The 18,130-nt window shown below is 69.4% G+C and carries 14 protein-coding genes and 1 pseudogene; 6 read left to right on the forward strand and 9 right to left on the reverse strand.

Features of this window, described 5'->3' with window-relative positions:
• Positions 1–90 precede the first annotated feature (90 nt).
• The 4 genes from A7A76_RS12090 to A7A76_RS12105 all read right to left on the reverse strand — a co-directional run bounded on the left by A7A76_RS12090 (position 91) and on the right by A7A76_RS12105 (position 6,656).
• Entirely contained in the window at positions 91–765 is a 675-nt protein-coding gene (locus tag A7A76_RS12090) for a hypothetical protein (RefSeq protein WP_206411418.1), read from the reverse strand.
• Positions 766–921: 156 nt separating this feature from the next.
• Entirely contained in the window at positions 922–2,181 is a 1,260-nt protein-coding gene (locus A7A76_RS12095; RefSeq protein ID WP_206411419.1) for a DUF819 domain-containing protein, read from the reverse strand.
• 307 nt (positions 2,182–2,488) lie between these two features.
• The gene (locus tag A7A76_RS12100) at positions 2,489–4,570 is read right to left on the reverse strand and encodes an alpha/beta hydrolase family protein (RefSeq protein WP_206411420.1); all 2,082 of its coding nucleotides are present in this window, start codon (positions 4,568–4,570) and stop codon (positions 2,489–2,491) included.
• 115 nt (positions 4,571–4,685) lie between these two features.
• Positions 4,686–6,656, reverse strand: a complete 1,971-nt coding sequence (locus tag A7A76_RS12105; protein ID WP_206411421.1) for an OPT family oligopeptide transporter — start codon at positions 6,654–6,656, stop codon at positions 4,686–4,688.
• 237 nt (positions 6,657–6,893) lie between these two features.
• On the opposite strand from A7A76_RS12105, the gene A7A76_RS26555 reads away from it, so the two are divergent.
• Both A7A76_RS26555 and A7A76_RS12110 read left to right on the forward strand, forming a co-directional pair.
• Positions 6,894–7,202 carry a DUF6053 domain-containing protein gene (locus A7A76_RS26555; protein WP_428995133.1) on the forward strand — a complete coding sequence of 103 codons (309 nt, stop codon included), beginning with the start codon at positions 6,894–6,896 and terminating at the stop codon, positions 7,200–7,202.
• Positions 7,202–8,980 (forward strand): peptide MFS transporter, encoded by a 1,779-nt coding sequence (locus A7A76_RS12110; protein ID WP_343225326.1) that lies wholly within the window; start codon positions 7,202–7,204, stop codon positions 8,978–8,980. The genes A7A76_RS26555 and A7A76_RS12110 overlap by 1 nt, the downstream gene beginning before the upstream one ends.
• Before the next feature lie 201 nt (positions 8,981–9,181).
• Here A7A76_RS12110 and A7A76_RS12115 read toward each other — a convergent pair whose 3' ends face one another.
• The 5 genes from A7A76_RS12115 to rfbB form a co-directional block, all read right to left on the reverse strand.
• On the reverse strand, positions 9,182–11,263 hold the full coding sequence (locus tag A7A76_RS12115; RefSeq protein ID WP_206411422.1) for an alpha/beta hydrolase family protein: 2,082 nt from the start codon (positions 11,261–11,263) through the stop codon (positions 9,182–9,184).
• A gap of 192 nt (positions 11,264–11,455) precedes the next feature.
• Positions 11,456–12,379, reverse strand: a complete 924-nt coding sequence (gene rfbD, locus A7A76_RS12120; protein ID WP_343225327.1) for a dTDP-4-dehydrorhamnose reductase — start codon at positions 12,377–12,379, stop codon at positions 11,456–11,458.
• Positions 12,376–12,933 (reverse strand): dTDP-4-dehydrorhamnose 3,5-epimerase, encoded by a 558-nt coding sequence (gene rfbC / locus A7A76_RS12125; RefSeq protein ID WP_206411423.1) that lies wholly within the window; start codon positions 12,931–12,933, stop codon positions 12,376–12,378. The genes rfbD and rfbC overlap by 4 nt, the downstream gene beginning before the upstream one ends.
• A gap of 34 nt (positions 12,934–12,967) precedes the next feature.
• Positions 12,968–13,852 carry a glucose-1-phosphate thymidylyltransferase RfbA gene (rfbA, locus tag A7A76_RS12130; protein ID WP_206411424.1) on the reverse strand — a complete coding sequence of 295 codons (885 nt, stop codon included), beginning with the start codon at positions 13,850–13,852 and terminating at the stop codon, positions 12,968–12,970.
• 25 nt (positions 13,853–13,877) lie between these two features.
• Positions 13,878–14,930, reverse strand: coding sequence for a dTDP-glucose 4,6-dehydratase (rfbB, locus tag A7A76_RS12135; protein ID WP_206411425.1), 1,053 nt, complete (start codon positions 14,928–14,930; stop codon positions 13,878–13,880).
• 402 nt (positions 14,931–15,332) lie between these two features.
• Here rfbB and A7A76_RS26560 point away from each other — a divergent pair, with 402 nt between their 5' ends.
• The 4 genes and pseudogenes from A7A76_RS26560 to A7A76_RS12150 form a co-directional block, all read left to right on the forward strand.
• Complete coding sequence (locus A7A76_RS26560; RefSeq protein ID WP_428995134.1) at positions 15,333–15,833, forward strand: DUF6053 domain-containing protein; 501 nt, start codon at positions 15,333–15,335, stop codon at positions 15,831–15,833.
• Between the two features lie 100 nt (positions 15,834–15,933).
• Positions 15,934–16,998 (forward strand): sigma 54-interacting transcriptional regulator, encoded by a 1,065-nt coding sequence (locus tag A7A76_RS12140; protein WP_241200896.1) that lies wholly within the window; start codon positions 15,934–15,936, stop codon positions 16,996–16,998.
• A gap of 461 nt (positions 16,999–17,459) precedes the next feature.
• Positions 17,460–17,726, forward strand: a complete 267-nt coding sequence (locus A7A76_RS12145) for a hypothetical protein (protein WP_206411426.1) — start codon at positions 17,460–17,462, stop codon at positions 17,724–17,726.
• A gap of 64 nt (positions 17,727–17,790) precedes the next feature.
• Positions 17,791–18,130: pseudogene (locus tag A7A76_RS12150) on the forward strand (phage tail sheath family protein); the annotation flags it as partial.

The following is an 18,130-nucleotide window of genomic DNA, read 5'->3' on the forward strand; positions in this document are numbered from 1 at the left end:
ACCGCGACATCGCGCTTGCGTCGCATGTGTAGTGTCGCGGTCGCGGCTCGCGCCGCTCCTACAGTCGGACATCCGGCGAACGCACTGGGCTTATTCGCATTCCCAGCGCGGAACCACGACGAAACGCGGGGATTGAAACGCCGGATAGATCGACAATGCCCGCGCCGCGACGTCCCCGCCGATCATCCCGGTGGAATCGTCCTCCACCGGTTCGGCGGCCGTCGCGAGCGCGCGCAACGCATCTGCCGCCGCTCCCGGCAGGTAAGCGGCGGCGGCCTCGAAGTCGGCCAGCACGCAGTCGCGCGCCTGCGCCGGGGAAAAATCGTCCAGCAGATGTTCGAGGTCGAGCGCGCTTTCCACCAGCCTAGCGAACACGAACTGCTCGAAGGACGCCGCCTCCATCGCGCTGTCGCCGCGGTCGTGCCAGACCATGCCGGCTCCGGCCATCTCGCCCGCGGCGTTGCGCATCAGGCAATAGGCGTCGCCGGCGCCGGAGATCGCGAACGGCAGGAACGCGCGGCCGTCCTGGAAGCGCGGATGCAGCCATTCCTCGACGATCCGCTCAGCCTTCGCCGCATCGATCCATTCGAAGTCGTAGACGCTGGACAGCAGCGGCTGCGCGCGCAGCGTGTATTCGCGCCAGTTCGCCTGCCAGTCCTCGCGGTTCGCGCCGTAACGGGTGCGTCCGTCGGCATGCAGCCGCGCCAGCATCGGCGGCAGGGCGATGCCGCAATGCGCGGCCAGGGATTCGAAAGTAGGCGTCATGCGTAGGCTCCGCTATCGGCGAAGAGTATGCCCCCAACCGCGACGCTGTCTCGCACGTTCCCTGTAGGAGCGGCGCGAGCCGCGACCGCGACATCGCACCTACGACGCAAGCGTGGTGTCACGGTCGCGGCTCGCGCCGCTCCTACAGGAGGGACTTCAAACCGGCGTATCGCCGGCCAGGGAACGCAGGGTGATGCCGACGAGATAGGCCAGGCCGGTGCCCGTCGCATAACCCAGCGTGCCGAGCAAGGCGCCGACCGGCGCCAGCGAGGGATGGAACGCCGAGGCCACCACCGGCGCCGAAGCCGGCCCGCCGATGTTGCTCTGCGAGCCGATCGCGAAATAGAACAGCGGCACCTTCAGCAGCCGGCCCACGCCCCACAGGATCGCGATGTGCACGGCGATCCAGATGATCCCCAGCGCGAACAGCCAGGGCTTGTCGAGCAGCGCCAGGATGTCCATCTGCAGGCCGATGCAGGCGATCAGGAAGTACAGCAGCAGGCTGCCGATCTTCGACGCGCCGGCGCCCTCGAGTTCGCGCGCGCGGGTGAAGCTCAAGGCCAAACCTGCGAAGGTCGACACCGCCACCACCCAGAAGAACGGCTCGTGCAGGCTCACCGTGCGCGCCCACGACACATTGGCGCCGAACCAGGCCGAGACCGGCCCGGCCACCGCATGCGCCAGGCCGACTATGCCGAAGGCGATGCCGACGATCATCGCCAGATCGGTCAGGCTGGCCACGCGTTCGTGCTGGGCGCGGAAATCCTCGATCCGGCGCTTGAGCTCCTCGATGCCGCTGACGTCGGCGCCGCTGCGCGCGTCGATGGCCTGGGCGCGGCTGGCCAGGAAGATCAGCGCCGCCATCCACACATAACCCACGCCGACGTCGACCACCGCGAACTGGCCGAAGGTGGTCGCGTCGACCTGGAAGATCTCCTTCATCGCCAGCATGTTGGCGCCGCCGCCGATCCAGCTGCCGGCCAGCGCGGCCATGCCGCCCCAGGTGTCGCCGGCGACGGTTTCCGGGTGCACCGCGCGCATGATCACGAACGCGACGATGGCGCCGAAGGCTACGCTCAGCGACGACACCGCATACATGATCAACAGCTTGGGGCCGAGCTTGAGCACGCCCTTGAGGTCGATGGTCAGGGTCAGCAGCACCAGCGCCGCCGGCAGCAGCACGCGGCTGGCGACCGGGTTGTACAGCTTGGTGTTGTTGCCGTCGACCAGGCCGATGGTGTTGTAGATGCCGGGAATGAGATAGCACAGCAGCAGCGCGGGGACGAAGGTGTAGAACTTCTTCCAGAAGCCGGTCTGCTGCGCGGAGGTCCAGAACACCAGGCCCAGGGTGGCGGCGATCAGGCCGAGGACGACGATGTCGTTGCTGATGAGCGCCGTGCGGGCGGTGTCGGGCATGCGGGGTTCCCCTGGACTTAGGCGACTCCGCTTTTACTTCGGATCGGCGCGCGGCGGCAAGGGCCGGTGGTGCCGGGGCGCGGGTTCAGGCGGCGGCTGTCGCCAAGCTGTCGGCGATATCGGCCGAAGCTACCTGTAGGAGCTGCGCGAGCTGCGACCGCGAAACCGCGCTTGCGTCGTAGCTGCGATGTCGCGGTCGCAGCTCGCGCAGCTCCTACAGTCGGATACGGACCGACGCCGCGATCGGATACAAATAAAAACACGAAGGCCGCCCGGAGGCGGCCTTCGTCCGATCCGCGCTAAGCGCTTACTGACCGATATGCTGCTTCAGCCAGCCGTTGACCGTGTCGTGCCACAGCACGCTGTTCTGCGGCTTGAGCACCCAGTGGTTCTCGTCCGGGAAGTACAGGAACTTGGACTCGATGCCCTGGCGCTGCAGCGCGGTGAACACGCCGATGCCCTGCTCGACCGGGATTCGGAAATCCTGCTGGCCGTGGATGACCAGCATCGGCACCTTCCAGTCCTTGACGTGGTTGACCGGGTTGAACTTCTCGTAGTTCGCCGGCTTCTCGAACGGCGTGCCGCCCTGCTCCCACTCGGTGAACCACAGCTCTTCGGTGGCGTAGCCCATCATGCGCTGGTCGAACACGCCGTCGTGGCTGACCAGGCACTTCCACGGCTGGTTCCAGTTGCCGGCGATCCAGTTGACCATGAAGCCGCCGTAGGACGCGCCCAGCGCGCAGGCCTTGTCGCCGTCGAGGAAGGAATACTTCTTCTGCGCCGCGGCCCAGCCCTTCTGCAGGTCTTCCAGCGGGCGGTCGCCCCAGTGCTGGCTGATCGCGTCGGTGAAGGCCTGGCCGTAGCCGGTGGAGCCGTGGAAGTCGATCATCACCACCGCATAGCCCTGGCCGGCGTAGGTCTGCGGATTCCAGCGGTAGCTCCAGCCGTTGCCGAAGCTGCCCTGCGGGCCGCCGTGGATCAGGAACGCGACCGGATACTTCTTGCCTTCCTGGTAGTTCCACGGCTTGACCACGTAGCCGTAGACGCTGTCGCCGTTCCAGCCCTTGAACTCGAACTGTTCGAAATCGCCGAACTTCACGCCCGGCAGGATCTCCGACGCGCTCGGGGTGATCGCGCGCTCGGGCGCGCCGTCGAGGCCGCCGACGAAGATCTGGTCGCCGCTCTTGAGCGAGTTGCGGGTGAAGGCGAAGGTCTTGCCGGCCAGCGTCGGCGAATTCACCGTGCCGTCGGCGATCAGCCGGGTGGCCTTGCCGCTGGCGATGTCGACGCCGAACAGCGGCTGCTGGCCGAGGTCTTCGGTGGTGGTGTAAATCGTCTTGCCGTCGGCCGACAGCACGATGTTGGAAGCCGAACGGTCCCACTGCGGCGCGATCTCGCGCGCCTTGCCGCTTGCCAGGTCGAGCTCCATCAGAGCAAAGCGGTCGGCCTCGAAGCCCGGGCGCTTCATCGCGCGGTAGTACAGGGTCTTGCCGTCGGCGCTGAACACCGCGCCGGTGTCCCAGGCCGGGTTGGCCGCGGTCAGGTTCTTGGCCGCGCCGCCGTCGGCGCTGACCAGATACAGATCGAAGTTGGTCGACCACGGCTCCTTGGCGTCGGCCTTGCGCGCGCTGAACACCAGCGAGCGGCCGTCGGGCGACCAGGCGTATTCGCTGCTGTCGCCGAACGGACGCGAGGGCACGTCGCCGATCACTTCGCCGCTGACGAGCTTGGCGGACGAAGCGGTCTTGCCCGCCGCCGGCAGGTCGGTCACGAACAGGCGGTTCAGGCGGCCGTCGTTCCACGCATCCCAGTGGCGGATGAACATGCGGTCGAAGACCTTGCCGGTGGCCTTGCTCTTCTCGGCCGCGTCGAGCTTCTTCTTGCTGCAGGCCAGGTCGGCCGCGCAATCGACATAGGCCTCGGCGTTGAACGCGACGCGCTTGCCGTCGGGCGAGATCTGGAAGCCGCCGACGTCGCCGTCGAACGCGGTCAGCTGCTTCGGCGCGCCGCCGGCGAGCGGCAGCGAATACAGCTGCGAGCTGCCGCCCTTGCTGCTGAGGAAGTAGACGGTCTTGCCGTCGGGCGAAAACGCCGGCGAGTTGACGCTCCAGCCTTCCGGGGTGAGGCGCTTGGGCGGCGCTGCATCGCGCGCGAACAGGTCTTCGATCCACAGCGAGGTGGCCGACTTGTTGGCGGCGAAATCGACCGTGCGCTTGGCGAACACCAGCTGGCGGCCGTCCGGCGACAGGGTCGGCGAGGAATAGCGGTCCATGCTCGCCATGTCGCGGATCTGCAGGCCGTGCGGCGCGGGCGGCGTGAGCGAGAGAGCCGGCGCGGATGCGCAGGCCAGCGACAGGGCCAGCGGCAGGAGGGCGTGGCGTGGCGTCATGGCGAACCTCTGAACGGTGATCGGTGAACGATGCGGAGAGCGGCGGCGCGGAGAGCGACCGGCCGGGTATGGAAACGCGACGGCCCGGCATCGCTGCCTGGCCGTCGCTGGACGCTTACGAGTGCGGGTTCTCGTCGGCCGTGGCCGGCGAAATCGCCGCGTTCTTGCTGCTGCGATAGAACAGCCACACCACCGCCGCCAGCACCGCCAGGCCGACCAGCGGGCCGAAGTGGAACTGTTCCGGCAGCGCCAGCACGTTGCGGTTGCTGGTGAGCACGATCGGGAAGGCGATGGCGATGCCCATCAGCGCCTCGCCGGTGATCAGGCCGGCGGCGAACAGGGTGCCCGGACGGTGCACGCGGTCGTGCTCTTCCTCGCTGCTGTCCGCGGTCAGGCCGCGGCGGCGGCCGACGATGTGCGAGAGCAGGCCGCCGAGGAAGATCGGCACCATCAGCTCCAGCGGCAGGTAGATGCCGATCGCCGCGGCCAGCACCGGCACGCGGAACTTGGCGTTGCGCGACTTCAGCCACTCGTCGAAGGCGATGATGATCGCGCCGATGCCGGCGCCGATGCCGATCATCGTCCACGGCAGTTCGCCGCCGAACAGGCCCTTGGCCACCGAGGCCATCAGCGTGGCCTGCGGCGCGGCCAGAGAGTTCGGATGCTCCGGCGTCGGCGCGCCGATGCCGTAGGCGGCGGCGAGCAGGTTCAGCACGGGGGCCATGATCAGCGCGCAGGAGAACGCGCCGATGCCGAGCATCAGCTGCTGCTTCCACGGCGTGGCGCCGACGATGTAGCCGGCCTTGAGGTCTTGCAGGTTGTCGCCGCCGACCGCGGCCGCGCAGCACACCACCGCGCCGATCATGATCGCGGCGACCGCGCCGATGGGCGAGGCGCGGCCCAGCATCAGCACCAGCACCGCCGAGGCGAACAGGATGGTGGAGATGGTGATGCCCGAAACCGGGTTGTTGGACGAACCGATCAGGCCGGCCAGATAGGCCGACACCGACACGAACAGGAAGCCGGCGACGATCATGATGATGGTCATCGGCACGCTGACGAACCAGTTGCCGACGATGGCCTGGTACAGCAGCAGCAGCGGCAGCACGAAGCCGACCAGGGCGACCAGCATCCACTTCATCGGCAGGTCGCGGTCGGTCTCGGCGACTTCGCCGACGGCGGCGCTCTTGCGCGCCGCGGCCAGGCCGCTCTTGACCCCCGACAGCAGCGACTTGCGCAGCGAGAACAGGGTCCACACGCCGCCGATCAGCATGGTGCCGACGCCGAGGTAGCGCACCTTCGCCGACCAGATCGCGCCGCCGACATCGGCCGCGCCGGCGCCGGCGATCTTCGCCGCCAGTACCGGATCGGAGTCGAGGAAGAACATGTGGTAGATCGGAATCGCGAACTGCCACGACAGGATCGAACCGGACACCACCACGATGCCGACGTTGAGGCCGACGATGTAGCCCACGCCGATCAGCGCCGGCGACAGGTTGGTGCCCATGTAGCCCAGGTACTTGCCCATGAAGCCGGAGACCACCGCGTTGTCGGGGATCAGCTTCATGCCGCTTTCCGCGGCCAGCTTGAGCAACGCGCCGATGCCGCCGGCGAGGCCGAGGATCTTCATGCCCGGGCCCGGGTTCTCGCCGGCCTTGAGCACTTCGGCCGCGGCCTTGCCTTCGGGGAAGGGCAGCGGGTCTTCGACGATCATCGAGCGGCGCAGCGGCACCGAGAACAGCACGCCGAGCAGGCCGCCGAGGCCGGCGATGGCCAGCACCCACGAATAACGGAAGTCCTGCCAGTAGCCCAGGATCACCAGCGCGGGGATGGTGAAAATCACGCCGGCGGCGATCGAGGAACCGGCCGAAGCGCCGGTCTGGACGATGTTGTTCTCCAGGATCGTGCCGCCGCCGAGCAGGCGCAGCACGGCCATGGAGATCACCGCGGCCGGGATCGCGGTGGCGATGGTCAGGCCGGCGAACAGGCCCAGGTAAGCGTTGGCGGCGGCCAGGATCACCGCGAGGAACACGGAGAGCAGGACGGCGCGGAAGGTCAATTGGGGCTGCTTGGCGGGTGAGGCCATCGGCGTCTCCATCGCGGGTGGTCGGGCGGTGCGGCGGCGTATGCGAACGCTCGTCCGGCGAGGCCGGGGGCGAAGCAATCCGCCGATGATCGCATCCGCTGCGCCCGCCTGTAAAAGTGCACTGCGGCAAACCGCGGGATTGGGCAAAAGCCCGCGCGGCTATATGAATAGGCCTGTTCCCCTGGGGTTTTCGCGAAATCCGACGCCGCCGCCGGGCGCCGGGGCCGCTGTTGTGGGATGGGCCGCTGTTGTGGGAGGGACTTCAGTCCCGATGCTTTCCGATCCGGCGCCGCCGAGCCCGATCCCAGCGGCAACAAGAGCATCGGGACTGAAGTCCCTCCCACAACAGCGGCCCTCCCACAAAAGAGGTTCCACCCTAGAGGGGTTCCCCACAAAAAAGAGCTCGCCCCACAAAAGAAAGTCCCGCTGCCACAGGGGTTAGCCCTCCCACCAAGGCGAGCCCGCCCACACCGTCGGTCCATGCCCGCTCCGGCCGGCGCGGCCTATACTCCGCCCTCCCGCCTGGCTCGTACCGGACTCCGCTAGTGCCCGCAGCAAGCCCCTCCGCTTCCGCGCCGTCCGCCGCGCGCGACGACGATTTCCTCGGCCATCCCAAAGGCCTGTACGTGTGCTTCTTCACCGAGATGTGGGAGCGCTTCTCCTTCTACGGCATGAAGGCGCTGTTGCTGCTGTATCTGCTGAAGTACCACTTGTTCGGCGACAACGCCGGCTACGACCTGATCGGCGCCTACGGCGGCCTGGTCTATGCGGTGCCGGTGATCGGCGGCCTGCTCGCCGACCGTTACCTGGGCATGCGCAAGGCGGTGGTGCTCGGCGGCGTGCTGCTGGTGCTGGGCCACCTGGGCATGGCCTACGAAGGCCACGCGGCGCAGATGGTGAACGGCAAGGTCGTGCGCGACGAAACGGCGATGCAGGTGTTCTACCTGTCGCTGGCGCTGATCATCGCCGGCGTCGGCTTCCTCAAGCCCAACATCTCCACCATCGTCGGCAAGCTCTACGCCGCCGACGATCCGCGCCGCGATTCGGGCTTCACCTTGTTCTATGCCGGCATCAACGTCGGTGCGCTGTTCTCCTCGCTGATCTGCGCCTTCCTCGGCGAAACCTACGGCTGGAAATACGGCTTCGGCGCCGCCGGCATCGGCATGGTCGCCGGGCTGGCGACCTTCGTGTGGGGCCAGCGCTATCTGCGCGGCCACGCCGAACCGGCCGATCCGGCGAAGCTGCGCGAGAAGATCCGCGGCCTGTCGCGCGAGACCTGGATCTACCTGGGCAGCGCCGGCGGCGTGCTGGTGCTGTGGGGCACGATCCAGTTCGCCTCGCAGGTCACGCTCAAGCTCGGCGACATCAGCGTCACCGCCGCGCTGGGGATCATGCTCGCGACCTTGCTGGTGTTCCTGGTCTGGTTCTTCGGCTTCATCGCCCGCCAGTGCAGCAAGGTCGAGCGCGAGCAGATGCTGGCGCTGGTGGTTCTGATCCTGGCGGTGCTGATCTTCTTCACCTTGTACGAGCAGACCTACGGCTCGTGGGTGACCTTCAACGACCGGCTGATGACCAAGGACATGTTCGGCGTGGTCGCGGCGGCCGGCTACAAGCCGCCGCTGCCGTGGTCGCTGTTCTCGATGGCCGCCAGCCCGATCCTGATGGTCGCCGCGCTGATGGCCAGCGACCGCGGCCGCGGCGGCCTGGCCAAGGCGCTGGTGGCGCTGATGGTGCTCGGCCTGGGCCTGGCCACCGCCCACGACGTGGTGCTGGTGCCGCAGACCGCCGGCTCGCTGACCTACCTGGGCCCGTTCTTCCTGGTGGTGCTGGCGCCGCTGTTCTCGTGGCTGTGGCCGTGGCTGGCGCGGCGCGGGCGCAACCCGAGCAAGCCGGTGACGATGTCGCTGGGCCTGATCCTGGCCGGCCTGTCGTTCCTGCCGCTGGTGGCCGCGGCCAAGGTCGCCGGCGGCGGCGAGATGTCGAGCGTGTGGTACCTGGTGCTGGCCTATCTGGTGCTCGAGATCGGCGAGATGTGCCTGTCGCCTATCGGCATGTCGGCGGTGACCCAGCTGTCGGTGGCGCGCGTGGTCGGGCTGATGATGGGCGCGTTCTGGCTGTCGACCGCGTTCTCGGAAGTGCTGGCGGCGCAGCTGGCGAAGATCGCCTCGGTCGAGATTCCCGAAGGCGGCGCGATCGACATGGCCTCGGCGGCGGCCAAGTACGGCGAGCTGTTCTCGATGCTGACCTGGCTGGGAATCGGCTCGGGCGTGGTGTTCCTGCTGATGTCGCCGTGGTTGAAGCGGTGGATGCACGGGGTGAAGTGAGCGCGCGGGTCGCGCGATGAAGAAAAAGGGCGCCGTTCGGCGCCCTTTTTCGTTTGTGCGGATCGAGGTTGCGGCGCGATCTGAGCCTTCGCGGTCGCGGCTCGCGCCGCTCCTACAGGGGGCCCATGTAGGAGCGGCGCGAGCCGCGACCGCGACGCCGCAGCCACGACGCGACCGCCCTACTCCCGCGCTGCCGCCAGCCTACTTCTTCTCCGCCGCCGCAGGCGCAGGCGCCGCCGTCTTCCCGCCCAGCGACCTCGACAGGAACGCCAGCAGACGCGAATAGAACTCGCGCTTGTGCGCCGGCTCGTAGAAGCCGTGCCCTTCGGTCTTGTAATACAGCGACTCCACCGGCACGCCGGCCTCGCGCAGCGCCTTCTCCATGCGCTCGCTGTGCAGCTGCGGCGCGCGCTGGTCCTCGCCGCCGGCGGCGAGGAACACCGGCACCTTGATCTGCGCGGCCAGCCGCGTCGGCGAGACCTTCTCGACCGCCTCCGGCGCGCCGATCCATTCGCGCAGGTAAGTCGCGCCCGAGCGCGTGTCCTGGGTGTCGCCGCGGGTGTGCATCAGCGGCAGGTCGTACACGCCGACATAACCGGCCGCGCACTTGTACAGCGACGGCTCGCGAGCCGCGCCCATCAGCGCGGCATAGCCGCCGTAGCTGGCGCCGTAGATGCAGACGCGGCCGGCGTCGGCGATGCCCTGCGCGATCGCCCAGCGGGTGGCGTCGGTGACGTCGTCCTGCATCGTGCCGCCCCACTGGCGCCGGCCGGCTTCGACGAAGTCGTCGCCGTAGCCGCTGGAGCCGCGGAAATTCACCTGCAGCACCGCATAGCCGGCCGCGGCCAGCAACTGCGCATCGTCGTCGAACTGCCAGCGGTCCTGGATGTTGTACGGCCCGCCGTGCGGCATCACCACCATCGGCAGCGACTTGCCTTCGCTGCCCTTGGGCAGGGTCAGGTAACCGTGCAGGGCCAGCCCGTCGCGCGCGCGCAACTCCACCGGCTTGACCGTCGCCATGTTGGCCGGGTCGAACCAGGTGCGCCGGCTGATCACGTGCGCGGCGCTCTTGTTCTTGTTGTCGAACAGGAAGATGTCGCCGGGGTTGCGGTCGTTCCAGACTTCCACCAGCGACAGCTCGCCGTCGGCGCTGGACGAGGTGATGCGCACCGCATCGCCCGGGAACGCCGCTTCCAGGCTCTTGTACTGGCGCGCCTCGGGCGAGTTCTTGTCGAAGAACACCGTGCGCGGCTTGCCGTCGGCGAAGAACGCGCCGACCGGGACGCGGCTGTCGTGGCGGTAGATGATCCGGTCCGGATCGGCGACCGGGTCGCGCAGGATCTGCTCGCGCTTACCGCTGGCGACGTCGTAGGCGACGATGGCATCGGGCCCCTTGGCGTGCTCGGTGCGGAAGTAGGCGGTCTTGTCGTCGGCGGAGAAGCCGATCGGCAGGTCCATGCCTTCCACGCCGTCGTCGTCGCCGGCGATCTGCTTCCACGGCGCGTCGGCGTTGGCGCGATAGAACAGCTTGCGCAGCCGGTCGCTGCCGAAACCGTAGGCGAAGCGGACCACGCCGGCGTTGTCGGTGGCGAAGCGGGTGTTGCGCACCGGCGACAGCGCGATCAGGTTGCGCTGGCCGGTGATCACATCCAGCCGCTCCGCGCGCGAATACGCGTCGGCGGTGAACGGCTGCACCGAGATCACCACCGAGCGCTCCTCGCCCGGCAGTTCGTCGACCAGGAACGCGGCCACGTCCTCGACCTTCTTCGGCTGGATGCGGGTGCCGGCGCCGCGGCTGGCGACGCGGTAGCCGACCAGCACGTCGGCGCCGCTGCCGTTGGCGTTGATCGCGTAGATCTCGCCGGTCGGCATCGGCTCGTCGCGCGAGCCCAGCTTCTGCGCCATGCCCATCAGCACGCGCGTGGGGCTGACCCATTGGAAGTCGTCGACGTGGTTGTGCCTGCCCAGGCGGAAGGTGCCGGTGCGCTTGAGCCCGTCGCGGCTGAAGATCACCAGCGCGGTCTCGTCCTCCAGCGGCACCGAGGCGGCGTAGAACTCGCCGGTCGGCGAAAGCTTGATGTCGCCGATGGTGTCGGGCTTGACGAAGCCCTCGATGTCGAAGGTGCCCGCGGCGGGCGCCTGGGCGTAGGCCGGTGCGGCCGACAGCGCCAGCGCGGCGGCCAGCGCCGGCCACCGCCGCGAACCGGAACTTGCTGCGCGCGCATCGACGCGCGCGACCTGGGCCGCCGCATCGCGGCCGGCCGATCGTGACCACCACTGCATGATCTGTCCCCCTGCTCCACAGTTGCTGAGTGATTGCGGCGGGGCTTGCCGCCCCGCGCACTCGGGCTTCCGCGCCCGTCGGCCGATCTTACGCAATGCGAAGGCGGTCGCAAAACCCGGCCGCGGCGGTCGGCCGGCGCGCAGGCTCAGGCGCGGGGCGGCGCGTTGGCGCCCGGCTCGCCGACGGTCGCGTTACCTGGAGCCGCTCCGATCGAACGCCTGCCGCAAGCCCTCGCGCCAGTCGGGAAGATCGAGCGCGTACTCGCTGCGCAGCCGGCGCGTATCGAGCACCGAATACGCCGGCCGCTGCGCCGGTGTCGGATAGTCGGCGGTGGCGATCGCAGTCACTCGCGGCGCGCGCGCCAGCAGCCCGCGCGCTACGGCTTCGGCGAAGATCGCCTCGGCGAAACCGTGCCAGGTGGTCTCGCCCGCCGCGGCCAGATGGCGCACGCCGGAATCGACGATGCCGCGTTCGAGGATCCGCGCCATCGCGTCGGCCAGCAGCCAGGTCGGCGTCGGCGAGCCGCGCTGGTCGGCGACCACGCGCAACTCCTCGCGCTGCGCGCCTACCCGCAGCATGGTGCGCAGGAAGTTCTGGCCGTGCGTCGCCGCGTACACCCAGGCCGTGCGCAGGATCAGGTGGCGCGCGCCGCTGGCCGCGATCGCGCGCTCGCCGTCGAGCTTGCTGCGGCCGTAGACGTTCAGCGGCGCGGTCGCGTCGTCTTCGCGGTACGGCCGCGCGCCGCGGCCGTCGAAGACGTAGTCGGTGGAGAAATGGATCAGGTCGATGCCGGCTTCGGCGCAGGCCTGCGCCAATCGCCCCGGCGCGATCGCGTTGATCGCCTGCGCCGCTTCCGGCTCGGATTCGGCGCGGTCCACCGCGGTGTAGGCCGCGGCGTTGACCACGTGATCCGGACGCAGCCGCCGCAGCAGCGGCGCGATCGCCTCGGCATCGCCCAGATCCAGCGTTTCGCACTCGCCGCCGTCGGCGAGGCGCCCGCTGCGCGTGGTCGCCAGCACTTCGGCGCAGGCGGCCAGGCGCCGGCGCAGGTCGCCGCCGACCTGGCCGTCGCCGCCGACCACCAGCACCCGGCCCAGGCTCGCGGCCGGGCTCACGGCGCGTAGACCGGCAAGCGGTCCTCGGCGACCTCGCGCAGCAGCGGCGCGGCCTGGTCCTTGGCCGACAGGGTCGGCTCGCTGACCGGCCAGTCCACCGCCAGCTCGGGGTCGTCGAAGCGGATCGCCGCGTCGGCCTGGGCGTCGTAGGTCTGCGTGCACAGATAGGTGAAGGTGGCACGCTCGCTGAGCACGGCGAAGCCGTGGGCGAAGCCTTCGGGAATCCAGAAGTGGCGCTTGTTCTCGCCGCTGAGCAGCACCGCGGTCCAGCGGCCGAAGTGCGGCGAGCCGCGGCGGATGTCCACCGCCACATCCCAGACTTCGCCTTCCAGCACGCTGACCAGCTTGCCCTGCGGTTTGGGCCACTGGTAATGCAGGCCGCGCAGCACGCCGCGCGCGGACGAGGACACGTTGCCCTGGACGAAGCGCAGGCGCAGGCCGGCAGCGTCGAGCTTGTCCTGGTTGAAGGATTCGTAGAAGAAGCCGCGCGCGTCGCCGAACACTTGCGGTTCCAGCACCAGGCAGCCCGGCAGATCGGTTTCGATGATTTTCATGGGTACGTCGGATACGTCTCGGGGGCGCGGCCGCTCACGGCACCGGGCCGCGTTCGATCAGGCTCAGCAGGTATTGGCCGTAGCCGTTCTTGGCCAGTGGACGGGCCAGGTCGGTGAGCTGGCCGGCATCGATCCAGCCGTTGCCGTAGGCGATCTCCTCCGGGCAGCAGATGCGCAGGCCCTGGCGGGTCTCGATGGTCTCGATGAAGTTGGACGCTTCCAGCAGCGACTGGTGGGTGCCGGTGTCGAGCCAGGCGTAGCCGCGGCCGAGCTGCTCCAGGTGCAGCGAGCCCTCGTCCAGGTACATGCGGTTGAGGTCGGTGATCTCCAGCTCGCCGCGCGCGGACGGCTTGAGCCGGGCGGCGAAATCGCTGGCGCGGCCGTCGTAGAAGTACAGGCCGGTCACCGCATAGCGCGAGCGCGGCTTGAGCGGTTTTTCTTCCAGCCCGATCACCCGCCCGTCGGCGTCGAACTCGGCCACGCCGTAGCGCTCGGGATCGCTGACCCAGTAGCCGAACACCGTCGCGCCATCGCGCCGCGCGTCGGCGCGCTTGAGGATCGCGGTCAGCCCCGGGCCGTGGAAGATGTTGTCGCCCAGCACCAGGCAGCTCGGCTCGCCGGCGACGAAGTCGCGGCCGATCAGATAGGCCTGGGCCAGCCCGTCGGGGCTGGGCTGCACCGCGTATTCGATGCGCATGCCCCACTGCGAGCCGTCGCCGAGCAGGTGCTGGAACAGCGGCTGCTCGTGCGGGGTGTTGATCACCAGCACCTCGCGGATGCCGGCCAGCATCAGCACGCTGAGCGGGTAATAGATCATCGGCTTGTCGTACACCGGCAGCAGCTGCTTGCTGATCGCCTGGGTGATCGGATACAGCCGGGTGCCGGAGCCGCCGGCCAGGATGATGCCCTTGCGGTTCATTCGCTGGTTCCTGGTTGAAGGCCGCTCAGGCCTGTCCGATCCGCTCGAGCCGGTAGCTGCCGTCGAGCACGCGCCGCACCCACGCCTGGTTCTGCAGATACCACTCGACGGTGCGTTCGATGCCTTGTTCGAAGGTCAGCGTCGGCGCCCAGCCCAGTTCGTTCTTGAGCTTGGAGGCGTCGATGGCGTAGCGGCGGTCGTGGCCCGGGCGGTCGGCGACGAAGGCGATCAGCGACTCGCGCGCGCGGCCGTCGGCGAGCGGGCGGCGCGCGTCGAGCAGCGCGCAGATGGTCTTGACCACGGTCAGGTTGGGGCGCTCGGCGTCGCCGCCGACGTTGTAGGTCTCGCCCACGCGCCCGGCCTCGAGCACGCGCGCGATCGCCGCGCAATGGTCGCCCACGTACAGCCAGTCGCGCACGTTCATGCCGTCGCCGTACACCGGCAGGCTCTCGCCGGCCAGGGCCTTGGCGATCACCAGCGGGATCAGCTTCTCCGGGAACTGGAACGGCCCGTAGTTGTTGGAGCAGTTGGTGGTCAGCGTCGGCAGGCCGTAGGTGTGGTGGAAGGCGCGCACCAGATGGTCGGAGGCGGCCTTGGAGGCCGAGTACGGCGAATTCGGCGCGTACGGCGTGGTCTCGCTGAACTTGCCGTTCTCGCCGAGCGAGCCGTAGACCTCGTCGGTGGACACGTGCAGGAAGCGGAAGCCGTCGCGGCCGGCGGGATCGAGCGATTTCCAGTAATCGCGCGCCTGCTCCAGCAGGCTCAGGGTGCCGACCACGTTGGTCTGCACGAACGCCGAGGGGCCGTCGATGGAACGGTCGACATGGCTTTCGGCGGCGAAGTTGACGACGGCGTCGGGGCGGTGCTCGGCGAGCAGGCGCTTGACCAGCGCGGCGTCGCCGATGTCCCCCTGGACGAAGACATGGCCGTCCGCGCCGTCCAGCGGCGCGAGGGTGTCGCGGTTGCCGGCATAGGTGAGCAGGTCGAGATTGACGACCTTGACTCCGCGACGCACCGCGTCGAGAACGAAATTGCCGCCGATGAAACCGGCGCCGCCGGTCACGAGCCAGGTGGGCACGCAGGACACTCCTTGGGAATCGCAGCTTGGGGGATCGCAGCTTGGGGGATCGCAGCTTGGGGATCGCAATTTGAAACCACGCGGCGGCACGCAGCGCGACCGGCGCGGCGCTGCCGCCCGTTCGCGCATCGCCGCTGCGACGAAGGCCCGATTGTAAGGCCTTCCACGCCCGCATCTGCGCCCGCAATCGCCGCCTGGACGGTCAGGCGACAGCTTGTGTGCCCCGGCACTTACGCTCCGCGCCAGCGGTTACATCGCAAGTGTGCCCAACGCCGTGAACGCGGCCGCGCCTGCGCCGTCGGCCGGCCGCGCCCTGCGTTCCGGCCGGCCGGGCCGCCAGGCCGGCGAAAACGGCCCGACGACCGCCCGGAACGGTTCGGTCCGGGCACTGGCCTGACCCATGTGGGAGGGACTTCAGTCCCGACGCCTTCGGTTCAGGTCGTAGCGATCGGGCACAAGGGCGTCGGGGCTGAAGCCCCTCCCACAACAATCCAGCCTGCGCCGCACCGGCTTGCGATTGGATGCTCGAAGCGATCGCGCGAATCCACTTCGCCGGCGCAGCCAATGAACGAAGGTGAGCGAAGCCGGCGCCGACGCGGCGCACGGATTCGTATACGCATGCGCCATGCGCCCGGCGCTTTCATCGCAGTGCGAATCATGCAGGCCGAAGCGATTCGGTGGCCGCCGGCCATGCCGCGTGCGCAGGCCTGCGCCGGCCGCGCAACGGCGCGCGATGACGCTTGTGTTGCCGCGGATCGGCACGAAGCCTGTCCCCTTCCGGACCGTGACGCCGTTATCCGTAGTCGCACAGCCAGCGGCGTATGCTGCGCCGCGCTGCGTACCCGCAACGGGGCGCGGCCGGCGAACGGGCGGTGGCCGCCCCCGCCCCGTCCGCTGCGTTAGGAACTAGGCAGGGGCTGATGTCATGGACCGACTCGACGCGGCCGGCCGGATCGCGGATAGCGCGCGGTCTTCGATGGCACCTTGGAGAAGCCGTCTGCTCATGAGCGAATTCACCGCAAGGAATGCGCCGCCTGCGCTCGACCGCAGCGCCGCGATGATCGGCGAATCCGAGCCGTTGCGCCGGGTGCGCGATCAGTTGCGGCGCTACGCCGGCTGCAACGCGCCGGTGCTGATCGAAGGCGAGACCGGCACCGGCAAGGAGCTGGCCGCGCGCGAGATCCATTACGCCAGCGCGCGCAGCCTCGGCCCGTTCGTGCCGCTGAACTGCGGCGCGCTGCCGGATGCGTTGCTGGAATCGGAGCTGTTCGGCCATCGCCGCGGCGCGTTCACCGACGCGCGCAGCAGCGAACCGGGACTGGTCGAATACGCACGCGGCGGCAGCCTGTTCCTGGACGAAATCGATTCGCTGTCGCCGCACGCGCAGACCGCGCTGCTGCGGCTGCTGCAGAACGGCGAGTTCCGCGCGGTCGGCGAACGCCCGCTGCGCACCGCGGACGTGCGCATCATCGCCGCGACCAACGCCTCGCTCGCCGCCACCGTCGAGGCCGGCCGCTTTCGCCGCGACCTGTACTACCGCCTCAGCCCCTTGTACCTGGTGCTGCCGCCGCTGCGCGAACGCGGCGGCGACCTGCGCCTGCTCGCGCAGCACCTGCTCGACGACGCCGTGCGCCGCCTCGACGGCGCGCCGCGCGGCTGGAGCGAAGACGCGCTGCAGGCGCTGGGCCGCCACGACTGGCCCGGCAATGTGCGCGAGCTGGAAAACCTGGTGCTGCGCCTGTGCATGCACTGCGACGAGCGCGTGCTCGACCTGGCCCAGCTGGCCCAGGCCGTGCCGGCGATCTGGGGCCGCGCCGCGCCGATCCCCGCCGCGCCAGCGCCCGTCGCGCGCGCCTGCGACGAAGACGACGGCCGCGGCGAAAGCGGCTTCGCCGCGGCCAAGCGCCGCGCGATCGAACTGTTCGAATACGGCTACCTGACCGAACTGATGCGCCGCGCCGGCGGCAACGTCAGCCGCGCCGCCGCGCTGTCGGGCACCGAACGCCGCCAGCTCGGCAAGATGCTCAAGCGCTACGGCATCGAACGCCACTGCCCCGACGGCGGCTGAATCGCGCCCGGCGTCATGCGCCGCATGGCTGCGACACCGCTTCGCAGCCGCACGTGTGTCCTCCACGCCTCACCGACCTCCCGCCACCGTCATCCCCGCGAACGCGGGGATCCAGAGACTTCAGCGCCCTGCCTCATTAAACCCAGCGGCTCCCGCCGACACAGTCACCCGATGCCTCGCACCACCGTCAAAGCAACGCGCTGAACGAACGCAGAGCCCACCTCGCCTCAACACTCACGCATACGCACGTGCACGCGCCTCGCAAACGCGCCTCCACACACCCGCCCCTGCGTCTACGCGCACCCACGCACGCCGCGCACCGGGTGCGGCACGACCCAGCGCGCACCGCGCCCCCGCGCGCAAGCCTTTGATTCGCCGCCCCCGCGCGCATCGACGCAGTTGGCATGGCGATTGCAACGTGATGGGAACGGAACCCGCGCCAACGCAAGGGGAAGCTGGCCATGACGACAACCGCAAGCGTCGGCGACGACCGCGAAGTGGAAAGCGCGGTGCTCGCCTATCTCGACCGGCATCCCGGCGCGTCGGACACGCTCGACGGCATCGCCGAATGGTGGCTGCCGCGCCAGCGCTACGTGACCGCGCGCCACCGCATCGAAGGCGTGCTCGCGCGCCTGGTCGCCGACGGCGTGCTGCAGCGGCGGCGGCTTGCCGACGGCACCGCGCTGTACGCCCTCGGCCCGGCGCGCCGCGACGCGCCGCCCGCATGACCCACCGCGTTACGCAACCGATCGTCCCGCGATCGCCCAACCGCATCCAGCAAGGAGAAAGGCTATGCCAGCTGCGCTCACCTACCCGGGCGTGTACGTCGAGGAAATCCCCAGCGGCGTGCGCACCATCACCGGCGTCGCCACCTCGATCACCGCCTTCATCGGCCGCGCCGTGCGCGGGCCGGTGAACCAGGCCGTCGTCGTCAACAGCTTCGGCGATTTCGAACGCCGCTACGGCGGCCTGTGGCTGCAGAGCCAGCTCGGCTACGCGGTGCGCGATTTCTTCCTCAACGGCGGCAGCCAGGCGATCATCGTGCGCCTGTACGCGTCCGGCGCGGACGGCATCGCCGCCGCCGCGGTCGCCGCGGCCGCCGACGGCAACGACGCCGCGGCCGCCGCCGCCG

This window comes from Lysobacter enzymogenes (genome assembly GCF_017168095.1).
Classification (GTDB): Bacteria; Pseudomonadota; Gammaproteobacteria; order Xanthomonadales; family Xanthomonadaceae; genus Lysobacter; species Lysobacter enzymogenes_D.